The sequence below is a fragment of the Streptomyces sp. LS1784 genome (assembly GCF_020103755.1).
GTDB lineage: Bacteria > Actinomycetota > Actinomycetes > Streptomycetales > Streptomycetaceae > Kitasatospora.
This window is the reverse complement of record NZ_JAHSQD010000322.1, coordinates 1-9476: the sequence shown is the minus strand read 5'-3', so window position 1 is coordinate 9476 and position 9476 is coordinate 1. Positions and strand designations below refer to the sequence as shown.

Annotated in this window: 7 protein-coding genes and 1 tRNA gene; 1 reads left to right on the top strand and 7 read right to left on the bottom strand. The window is 72.0% G+C overall.

Annotation, left to right across the window (positions count from 1 at the left end):
• Positions 1-687: 687 nt before the first annotated feature.
• The 6 genes from thrB to KS423_RS29075 all read right to left on the bottom strand — a co-directional run bounded on the left by thrB (position 688) and on the right by KS423_RS29075 (position 8350).
• Positions 688-1626 (bottom strand): homoserine kinase, encoded by a 939-nt coding sequence (thrB, locus tag KS423_RS29100; RefSeq protein WP_224282757.1) that lies wholly within the window; start codon positions 1624-1626, stop codon positions 688-690.
• 364 nt (positions 1627-1990) lie between these two features.
• A complete protein-coding gene (gene thrC / locus KS423_RS29095; protein ID WP_224282756.1) occupies positions 1991-3139 on the bottom strand; it encodes a threonine synthase in 1149 nt (382 codons plus the stop codon).
• A gap of 10 nt (positions 3140-3149) precedes the next feature.
• Positions 3150-4442, bottom strand: a complete 1293-nt coding sequence (locus KS423_RS29090; protein WP_224282755.1) for a homoserine dehydrogenase — start codon at positions 4440-4442, stop codon at positions 3150-3152.
• Positions 4443-4580: 138 nt separating this feature from the next.
• A complete protein-coding gene (lysA, locus tag KS423_RS29085; protein ID WP_224282754.1) occupies positions 4581-6026 on the bottom strand; it encodes a diaminopimelate decarboxylase in 1446 nt (481 codons plus the stop codon).
• 90 nt (positions 6027-6116) lie between these two features.
• On the bottom strand, positions 6117-7778 hold the full coding sequence (gene argS, locus KS423_RS29080) for an arginine--tRNA ligase (RefSeq protein WP_224282753.1): 1662 nt from the start codon (positions 7776-7778) through the stop codon (positions 6117-6119).
• Positions 7779-7861: 83 nt separating this feature from the next.
• The gene (locus KS423_RS29075) at positions 7862-8350 is read right to left on the bottom strand and encodes a response regulator (RefSeq protein WP_224282752.1); all 489 of its coding nucleotides are present in this window, start codon (positions 8348-8350) and stop codon (positions 7862-7864) included.
• A gap of 172 nt (positions 8351-8522) precedes the next feature.
• On the opposite strand from KS423_RS29075, the gene KS423_RS29070 reads away from it, so the two are divergent.
• Positions 8523-8594 (top strand) — tRNA-Arg (locus KS423_RS29070).
• 124 nt (positions 8595-8718) lie between these two features.
• Here KS423_RS29070 and KS423_RS29065 read toward each other — a convergent pair.
• On the bottom strand, positions 8719-9476 hold a 758-nt coding region (locus tag KS423_RS29065; RefSeq protein WP_224282751.1), incomplete at its 5' end, for a serine protease.

Below are 9476 nucleotides of genomic sequence, written 5' to 3'. Positions count from 1 at the left end.
GCCGCGCCGGAGCAGCGGGGGCGGCGGCTGCGTCCGACGCGTCGGCGTCCGGGCGCGCGCCCATCAGATCGGTGGAGTCGCTCACTAAGGGTCCTTCCCTGGAGCGGACGTCGGCCTGTCTGGCTCGGCGACCGGTTGTGCTGTCCTGACCAACGCTCGACTGCGTCGGTCCGAGGCGGTGATCCCTCGAATGGCGGGAGCCCGTCGAGGGAGAGCTACGTACGAGGTGCGGTGCATGAAGCACGGTGGTGCTGAGTGGCGCGTGGGCCGGTCGTGTGTCGACCTCCCCTGAGGGCGTAACCCCCACGCTCCCTGCGAATCCCGGGCCCCCGTCGCGTGACGGTGGCCCGCGCTCCGCCCGTCCTGGCCTCTAGGTGGGAGGCCGCGGGTGGGAGTCAGGTGCCGTCACGGCTTCGGGATGCGACCGCGTGTCGCGCAGGCAGGCTGCGTACGCGCTGCGGTGGGCTCCCGGAGAATCGTCGCCCCGTGCATCGCCGGGACTCCACTGCCGTGGAGTGCTGGGATCGGGACGCGCGCACCTAGCCCCGGAGGGCACCTGGTGCAGCAATGAGGTTAACACTACCGACCCCCTCAGACATTCCCCAGCCTTGCGCTTGCCAATCGTGTCCGTCGGACCCGGCTCGGCAGGGTGCCGTCGCCGGGCCCCGAGCGGCCCGTTCGGGCTGCTCAGACGTCCAGCGGGAGCACGACGGCCCCGGTGCGGTCGACGTCCAGCCGGTGCGCGGCGAACGCCGGGTCGCCGCCGTGGCCGTGGTGCCCGGCGAAGGAGAGCACCTTGTCGGCGCCCGCCTCGTCGGTGAGCGCCAGGACGGTCGGGCCGGCCCCGGAGACGACCGCGGGGACGCCCTCGGCGCGCAGCGCGCCGACCAGGGCGGCACTGTCCGGCATGGCGGAGGCGCGGTAGTCCTGGTGCAGCCGGTCCTCGGTGGCGGCGAGGAGCAGCTCGGGACGCCGGGTCAGCGCCTCCACCAGCAGCGCGGAGCGACCGGCGTTGACGGCCGCGTCGGCCAGCGGGACGGTCTTCGGCAGCAGGCCGCGCGCGGTCTCGGTGAGCACCTCGCCGGCCGGCACGAACACCACCGGGACGACCTGCGCGGACGGCTCCAGCACGATCGCCTTGGCCGACTCCTCGTCGGTCCAGGCGATGGTGAAGTTGCCGCGCAGACAGGCCGCGACGTTGTCCGGGTGGCCCTCCAGGTCGGAGGCGAGGGCCAGCAGCGCGTCGTCGTCCAGCGCGGACGGGCCGCCGATGGTCACCGCACGGGCGGCCACGATGCCGGCGCAGATGGCGGCCGAGGAGGAGCCGAGGCCGCGGCCGTGCGGTATCCGGTTGGCGCAGACCACTTCGAGGCCCCGCGGCTGGCCGCCGAGCCGGTCGAAGGCGGCGCGCATCGAGCGGACCAGCAGGTGGCGCTCGTCGCGCGGCAGTGTGTCGGCCCCCTCCCCGGCGATGTCGACGGAGAGGCCGGAGTCGGCGACCCGGACGACCACGTCGTCGTACAGACCCAGCGCGAGCCCGAAGGCGTCGAAGCCCGGGCCGAGGTTGGCGCTGGTCGCGGGAACCCTGACCCGGACGGCGGCGGCACGGAACGCAGGACCGGCCATGCGGTGGACTCTCCTGGGGAAATCGGGCGGCGCGGAGCGCGTCGTCGGTGCGAGGGTGGGGGAACGGACCGCGGCCCCTCGGGGGGCGGGCGGTCCCGGCGGTCGGCTCGGCCCGGACCCGCCGGGCCCGGGGCATGTGCCACACGGCCGAGGCCAGAGTATCGAAGAGAGGTTCCCAAGCGGTACACCCCGTGGGCCTTCGATCTGGTGTGTTGCCGGTTCTGGCCGGAATGCACACCCCCCTCCGTCAAAGAGAGGGGCGGAAACGGATCGCAATGCGAAGCCCAATTGACACAAAAGTGTCAGTGGAGAACTCCGACGGGCCGACCCCGAAAGGGTCGGCCCGTCGACGCGTCAGACCCCGTTACCGGTCGAGCAGTCCGAGGCTGCGGGCGGCCGCCTCCGGGTCGACCGGGACGATCTGCGGCTGCGGCGCGCCGGCCACCGCCCAGTCCGGGTCCTTCAGGCCGTTGCCGGTGACGGTGCAGACGATCCGCTGGCCCGGGTCGACCAGGCCGGCCTCCGCCTTGGCCAGCAGACCGGCCACCGAGGCGGCCGAGGCGGGCTCCACGAAGACGCCCTCCTGCGAGGCCAACAACCGGTAGGCGGAGAGGATCTGACGATCCGTCACCTTGTCGATGAGGCCGCCGGACTCGTCCCGCGCGGCGAGCGCGAAGTCCCAGGAGGCCGGGTTGCCGATCCGGATCGCGGTGGCGATGGTCTGCGGCTTGAGCACCGGCGCGCCGTCCACGATCGGGGCCGAGCCGGCGGCCTGGAAGCCCCACATCCGCGGGGTGCGGGTGGCGAGGCCAGGGAGGATGCGGCGCGAAGCGCCTCCGTCAAGGGTGGCGGCGGGAGACGGGCGGGAGTACTCCCGGTAGCCCTTCCAGTACGCGGTGATGTTGCCCGCGTTGCCGACCGGCAGGACGTGGATGTCCGGGGCCTCGCCGAGCATGTCGACGATCTCGAAGGCCGCGGTCTTCTGGCCCTCGATCCGCGCCGGGTTCACCGAGTTCACCAGCGCCACCGGGTACTTCTCGGACAGTTCACGCGCAAGGGTGAGGCAGTCGTCGAAGTTCCCGTCGACCTGGAGGATCCGGGCGCCGTGCACCAGCGCCTGGCCCATCTTGCCGAGGGCGATCTTGCCCTGCGGGACGAGCACCGCGGAGACCATCCCGGCCCGCACCGCGTACGCGGCGGCGGAGGCGGAGGTGTTGCCGGTGGACGCGCAGATGACCGCCTGCGCGCCCTCCTCCTTGGCCTTGGAGATGGCCATCGTCATCCCGCGGTCCTTGAAGGAGCCGGTCGGGTTGGCGCCCTCGACCTTGAGGTAGACCTCGCACCCCGTGCGCTCGGAGAGCACCTGGGCGGGGACCAGGGGCGTGCCGCCCTCCAACAGGGTGACCACCGGGGTGGCCGCGGTGACCGGCAGGCGGTCCCGGTACTCCTCGATCAGGCCGCGCCACTGGTGGGTGTGCGCGCCTCGGACGACGTTCTCGGCAACGGCGTTCATGGCTGGTTCCTTATTCCCCTTCGACCCGCATGATGCTGGCCACGTCCCGCACGCTGTCCAGCGCGCGGAGCTTGTCGACCGTCGCCGACAGTGCGGCGTCGGTGGCACGGTGGGTGACCACGACGAGCGAGGCGTCGCCGTCGCGGCCCTGCTGGCGCACGGTGTCGATGGACACGCCGTGCTCGGCGAAGACCGACGCCACCTGGGCGAGCACGCCCGCGCGGTCGTCCACGTCCAGGCTGACGTGGTAGCGGGTGACCACCTCGTCCATCGGCTTGGCCGGCAGCTGCGTGTACACGGAGTCACCGGGACCGGTGGCGCCGGCCAGCTTGTTGCGGCAGACCGCGACCAGGTCGCCGAGCACCGCGGAGGCGGTCGGCGAGCCGCCCGCGCCGGGGCCGTAGAACATCAGCCGACCGGCCGCCTCGGCCTCGACGAACACCGCGTTGTACGCCTCGCGGACGGAGGCCAGCGGGTGCGACAGCGGGATCATCGCCGGGTGGACGCGCGCGGTGACGGACCCGCCGTCCGCGGCCCGCTCGCAGATCGCGAGCAGCTTGACCACGCAGCCCATCTCCTTGGCGGAGGCGATGTCGGCCGCGGTCACCTCGGTGATGCCCTCGCGGTAGACGTCCGCCGCGGTGACCTTGGTGTGGAAGGCGATGCCGGCCAGGATCGCGGCCTTGGCGGCGGCGTCGAAGCCCTCGACGTCGGCCGTCGGGTCGGCCTCGGCGTAGCCCAGCGCGGTGGCCTCCTCCAGCGCCTCCGAGTAGCCGGCGCCGGTGGTGTCCATCTTGTCGAGGATGAAGTTGGTGGTGCCGTTGACGATGCCCAGCACCCGGTTGACCTTGTCGCCCGCGAGGGACTCGCGCAGCGGACGCAGCAGCGGGATCGCGCCCGCCACCGCGGCCTCGTAGTACAGGTCCACCCCGGCCTCGGCGGCCGCGGCGTGCAGCTCGGTGCCGTCCTTGGCGAGCAGCGCCTTGTTGGCGCTGACCACCGAGGCGCCCCGCTCGAAGGCGGACAGGATCAGCGATTTGGACGGCTCGATACCGCCCACCACCTCGACCACCACGTCGATGTCGCCCCGGTTGACCAGGGCCTCGGCGTCGGTGGTGACCAGGTGCTCGGGGACGCCCGGGCGGGTCCGCCCGGCGCGGCGGACCGCGATCCCGGCCAGCTCGACCGGAGCACCGATGCGAGCGGCGAGGTCGTCGGCCGTCGTCGTCATGATGCGCGCCACCTCGGAGCCCACCACACCACAACCCAGCAACGCCACCTTCAGCGGGCGCGTACGCATCATCCGACTCCGCTCTGCATTCATCGTGCTTCGGTAATTCCGGCGGGTTTTCCGGGCCCGCCGGGAACTTCGGTCTCTACCAGTCTCCGGGACTTTCCGTACGGATCTACGGTCGTTCCATGATCTGAGACGAGGATTTCGTCATCCGATATCCAGACGCAGGAGATCCTCCTCCGTCTCGCGCCGGACGATCACCCGTGCCGCACCGTCCCTGACGGCGAGCACGGGAGGCTTGAGGGCGTGGTTGTAATTGCTCGCCATGGAGCGGCAGTAGGCCCCGGTGGCGGGCACCGCGATCAGGTCGCCCGGGGCCAGGTCGGCCGGCAGGAAGGCGTCCCGGACGACGATGTCGCCGGACTCGCAGTGCTTGCCGACCACCCGCACCAGCATCGGTTCCGCGTCGCTGGTGCGCGACACCAGGGCCACCGAGTACTCGGCGTCGTACAGCGCGGTGCGGATGTTGTCGGACATCCCGCCGTCCACGCTGACGTAGGTGCGCAGGCCCTCCAGCGGCTTGACGGTGCCGACCTCGTACAGCGTGAACGCCGTCGGGCCGACGATCGCCCGGCCCGGCTCCACGCTCAGCCGGGGGGCGTTCAGGTTCGCGGCGGCGCACTCGCGCCGGACGATCTCGGCCAGCGCGGCCGCGATCTCGGCCGGCTCGCGCGGGTCGTCCTCACTGGTGTACGCGATGCCGAGGCCGCCGCCGAGGTCGATCTCGGGCAGCTCGACGCCGTGCTCGTCGCGGATCCCGGCCAGCAGGCCGACCACCCGGCGGGCGGCCACCTCGAACCCGGCCATGTCGAAGATCTGCGAGCCGATGTGCGAGTGGATGCCGCGCAGCTCCAGGCTGTCGTGGCCGAGGACACGGCGCACCGCCTCGGCGGCCGCACCCCCGCCCTCCCGTCGCCCACCACCACCCTCAACCGAGCCGCTTCGCGGCGCAGCCAGACTCAGTGAGAGCCCGAACTTCTGGTCCTCGTGCGCGGTGGCGATGAACTCGTGGGTGTGCGCCTCGACGCCGACGGTGATCCGGATCAGCACCTGCTGGCGCACGCCGTGGCGGGCGGCGATCGCGGCCAGGCGCTCGATCTCCCCGTAGGAGTCGACCACGATGTGCCCGACACCGGTCTTCACCGCGTGTTCGAGTTCGTCCACCGACTTGTTGTTGCCGTGCAGCGCGATCCGCTGCGGCGGCATCCCGGCGGCCAGCGCGACCGCCAGCTCGCCCGCGCTGCACACGTCGAGGTTGAGGCCCTCCTCGTGCAGCCAGCGCACGACGGCCTTGGAGAGGAACGCCTTGCCGGCGTAGTAGACGTCCGCGTCGGTGCCGAAGGCGTCCCGCCAGGCACGCGCCCGGGCCCGGAAGTCCTCCTCGTCCAGCACGTAGGCGGGGGTGCCGAACTCGGCGGCCAGCCGCTTGACGTCGACGCCGCCGACGGTGGCCACGCCCTCGGCGTTCCGGGCGACGGTGCGCGACCAGACCTTGGGGTCGAGCGCGTTCAGGTCGGCGGGCGGGGCCTGGTAGTGGCCCTCGGGCAGGACGTCGCCGTGACGGGGGCCTGCCGGGTGTGCGGAACGGCTCATCTTTGCTGGTTCCTTCGAGACCTATGGCGAGGGGCGGCGACGGTCCCCGTTGACCGTCAGCCGCCCCCGCTGTGCGCTTGGGGGTGGTGCCTACATCCGCTCGGGCGCCGTCACGCCCAGGAGCGTGAGCCCGTTGGCGAGCACGGTGCGCGTCGCCTCGACCAGCCAGAGCCGGGCGCGGTGCGTGTCGTTGAGCTCCTCGTCGCCCTTGGGCAGGAACATGCAGTTCTCGTACAGGCGGTGGTACTTGCCCGCGAGTTCCTCCAGGTAGCGCGCGACCCGGTGCGGCTCGCGCAGCTCACCGGCGGTGGCCAGCACGCGCGGGAACTCGCCGAGGTGACCGAGCACGTCGGACTCCCACTCGGTGGCGAGCAGCTCGGGTTTGAACTGCTCGGCCGTGCCCTTGTCCACGCCCAGCTCGGCGGCCTTGCGCGCCACGCCGCACATCCGGGTGTGCGCGTACTGGACGTAGAAGACCGGGTTCTCGTTGCTCTGGCTGGTCAGCAGGTTGATGTCCAGCGTGATCGTCGAGTCCGTGGAGGAGCGCGCCAGGGTGTAGCGGGCGGCGTCCACGCCGATCCACTCGACCACGTCGTCGATCGTGATGATGTTGCCGGCCCGCTTGGACATGCGGACCTCTTCGCCGTCGCGAAGCATCTTCACGAACTGGCCGATCTTCACCTCGATGTTGTGGTTCATGTCGTCGCCCGCGCAGGCCGAGATGGCCTTGAGGCGGTTGACGTAGCCGTGGTGGTCGGCGCCCAGCATGTAGAGCGCGACCTCGGCGCCGCGGTCCCGCTTGGACAGGTAGTACGCGGCGTCGGCGGCGAAGTAGGTCTTGTCGCCGTCGGCCTTGATCAGGACGCGGTCCTTGTCGTCGCCGAACTCCGTGGTGCGCAGGAAGACCGCGCCGTCCTGCTCGAAGACGTGGCCCTGCTCGCGCAGCCGGTCGATGGCCTTCTCGACCGCGCCGGAGTCGTGCAGCGTCTTCTCCGAGAACCACACGTCGAAGTGGGTGCCGAACTCGTCCATCGAACGCTTGATCTCGGCGACCATGAGCTTGAGGCCCTCGGTGCGGAAGACCTGCAGCTGCTCGGCCTCGGGCAGGTCGAGCACGCCCGGGATCGCCTCGGTGAGCGCCTTGGCGATGTCGACGATGTACTCGCCGACGTACCCGCCCTCGGGCACCTCGCGACCGTTCGCGGCGGCCTGCAGCGAGGCGGCGAACTTGGTGATCTGCACGCCGGCGTCGTTGAGGTAGTACTCGGTGGTGACGTCGGCACCGGAGGCCCGCAGCACGCGCGCCAGCGAGTCGCCGACGGCGGCCCAGCGGACGCCGCCGATGTGGATCGGGCCGGTCGGGTTGGCGGAGACGAACTCCAGGTTGATCTTCAGGCCCTTGAGGGCGTCGTTGCGGCCGTAGGCCTCGCCCGCCTCGACGACGGTGCGCGCCAGCGCACCGGCGGTGGCGGTGTCCAGGGTGATGTTCAGGAAGCCCGGACCGGCGATGTCGACCTTGGCGACGCCGGTGATCCCTCGCAGGCGGTCGGCCAGTGCCTCGGCAACGGCTCGCGGCGGCTTGCCGGCCGCCTTGGCGAGCTGGAGGGCCACGTTGGTCGCGTAGTCGCCGTGGTCCCTGTTCTTGGGCCGGTCGACCGTCACGTGCTCGGGCACGGCGACGGCCAGCTCGCCCGCCTCGACGGCGGAGCTCACTGCGGCCTGGATTGCCTGGGAAAGGTCTGCGGGGGTCACGACGCCAAGCGTAGGCGAGACGGGGTGCCCGCCCGCCACCCGGTTTACCGGTTGAGACGCCGGTGCGCCGTCGTTACGGGGTCTCAGCCGCGATCGGTGCGCTCTGTTCGCTCAGGGCGAAATGCATCGGACGGCGGGGCGGCCAGTCCGCCGGGCCGCCCGTCGGCCTGTTCGCCGGACGGCCCGTCGGGGTGCCCCTTGAGCCGCATCAGGCGTCGGACCAGGGACACCAGGTCCGCCGGGTCGAAGGGCTTGCCGAGGTAGCCGTCCACCCCCACCGTCTCCCCCAGGTCGAGGTCCGCCGGGGTGCAGGCGCTCACGATCGCGATCGGCAGTCCGCTGGTGTCCGGGGTCGCGCGCAGCCGGGCCGCCGTCCGCAGGCCGTCCAGCCGCGGCATCACCACGTCCAGCGTCACCACGTCGGGCTGCACCCGGCGGATGACCTCCAGGCACTCGGCGCCGTCGGCGGCGGTCACCACCTCGAAGCCTTCGAGCTCCAGGTTGACCCTGATCAGCTGGCGGATCGCCTCGTTGTCGTCCACCACGAGGACCCGCCCGGACACTCCCGACACCTCACCGAGGGTATCGGCGGCCCCGCCGCCCCGTCCGGCCTTTGGGCACTTCCGCTCCCCCGCCCGCCGGCGCCGCCGTCGGGAGGATCTTCGGGGAAACCCGTGCACGGACCGCGGCCGAAGCCTGATAGTGTTCTCACGTCGGAAGCGCGAGTGACCGACAGGCCAGTAGGCCCCCGTAGCTCAGGGGATAGAGCACCGCCCTCCGGAGGCGGGTGCGTAGGTTCGAATCCTACCGGGGGCACTTCGCAGGAAGTGCAACCAAGGCCCAGATCAGTGGAGTTGATCCACGGATCTGGGCCTTCGTCATGTTCGGGGCCCGCTGGAGCCGGGTGGGGCCCGGTTCGGGACCGGGCCCCCGCAGAAGCTCAGGAGGCGGCCGTCTCCGCCTGGGCGTACAGGTCGGTGATGGTGTGGTCGAAGTAGGCGCCGTAGGAGACGTCGTCGGTGTCGCCGCCCTGCTGGTAGCCGCCGATCGCGCCGACCACGTCGCCGGTGGCGGTGTTGATCCAGGGGCCCCCGCTGGTGCCTGACGGGTAGGACGGGCACTGGACGACCCGCTCGTAGGCGCTCTGCTGCCCGGTGGCGTTGGTGCACAGGATGGGCGTCTCGGAGTCGGCGGGGTAGCCGTAGAGGCGGACGGTCGCGTCGAACGGCTCGTCGGCGCCCAGCCGGTTGCCGCCGACCACGTCCTCGACGTTGCGGCCGTTGCTGGGGGCGGTCTCCAGGATCGCGAAGTCCTCGTCCACGTCACCCTTCTGGGACCAGCCGGCGGTGGTGTGGATCGCGGTCACCTGCCAGGCGCCGTACGGGGCGGAGCCGTCGCGGTAGCCGGGGGCGAAGGTGATCCCGTCGGTGCTGCCGAGGCAGTGCGCGGCGGTCAGCAACAGGTTGCCGGTGGCACTGTGCAGCACGCTGGCGGTGCAGAAGTGCTTGCCGGCCGCCGGCGCGCCGCTGAACAGCGCGCCGACGGTCTCGCTTTCGCGGTCGTCGGCCGGGGCCGGGCCTGTGGCGCCGAGGACGACGGGACGGGTGGCGGGGGTGGCCGTCGCCGGGGCCGGATCGGGCGTCTCCGGTGCGGCGGTCGGGCTCGCGGCCGCGGGGGGCGTGGTGGCCGTGACCGGGG

Coding starts and splice junctions, on each gene's coding strand:
- thrB (WP_224282757.1), bottom strand. CDS start 1,626: ATGGCCGGTCCTGCGTTCCGTGCCGCCGCCGTCCGGGTCAGGGTTCCC.
- KS423_RS29090 (WP_224282755.1), bottom strand. CDS start 4,442: ATGATGCGTACGCGCCCGCTGAAGGTGGCGTTGCTGGGTTGTGGTGTG.
- thrC (WP_224282756.1), bottom strand. CDS start 3,139: ATGAACGCCGTTGCCGAGAACGTCGTCCGAGGCGCGCACACCCACCAG.
- lysA (WP_224282754.1), bottom strand. CDS start 6,026: ATGAGCCGTTCCGCACACCCGGCAGGCCCCCGTCACGGCGACGTCCTG.